Source organism: Agaribacillus sp. DX54 (assembly GCF_056858335.1).
The window spans coordinates 1-374 of the sequence record NZ_JBXEQE010000142.1; the positions used below are offsets into that span (position 1 = coordinate 1).

General features: G+C 42.8%; 1 protein-coding gene. It reads left to right on the plus strand.

Annotated features, from left to right (window positions below):
* A partial coding sequence (locus AC04NP_RS30715; protein ID WP_482863956.1) for an NRDE family protein occupies window positions 1–374 on the plus strand: 374 nt, incomplete at both ends.

Genomic DNA, 374 nt, shown 5'->3' on the forward strand with positions numbered 1-374 from the left:
GGCCGATTAGTGACCAACTTTTTACTGGACCATTATACCCCTGAAGAATATTTGAAAGAGCTTAAAAAATCCGGTGCTCACTACAACGGCTTCAATTTAATATTCGGAAGGCAAAATGAAATATTCTATTATTCTAATAGTGTCAATACCCATCAGAGGCTGCACCCGGGTAATTATGGCTTGAGCAATGCCCTTTTAGAGACGCCATGGCCTAAGGTGGTGAAAGGCAAAAGGAAACTGGATGCCTTGTTAAATGGGGCAGGCACTTTTTCGATGGAAAGGGCGGTAAAAGATTTAAAAGACCCGGAATGGGCCAATGATCAGGAATTACCCGATACCGGTATTGGTATTGAGAAGGAACGGCTACTATCTTC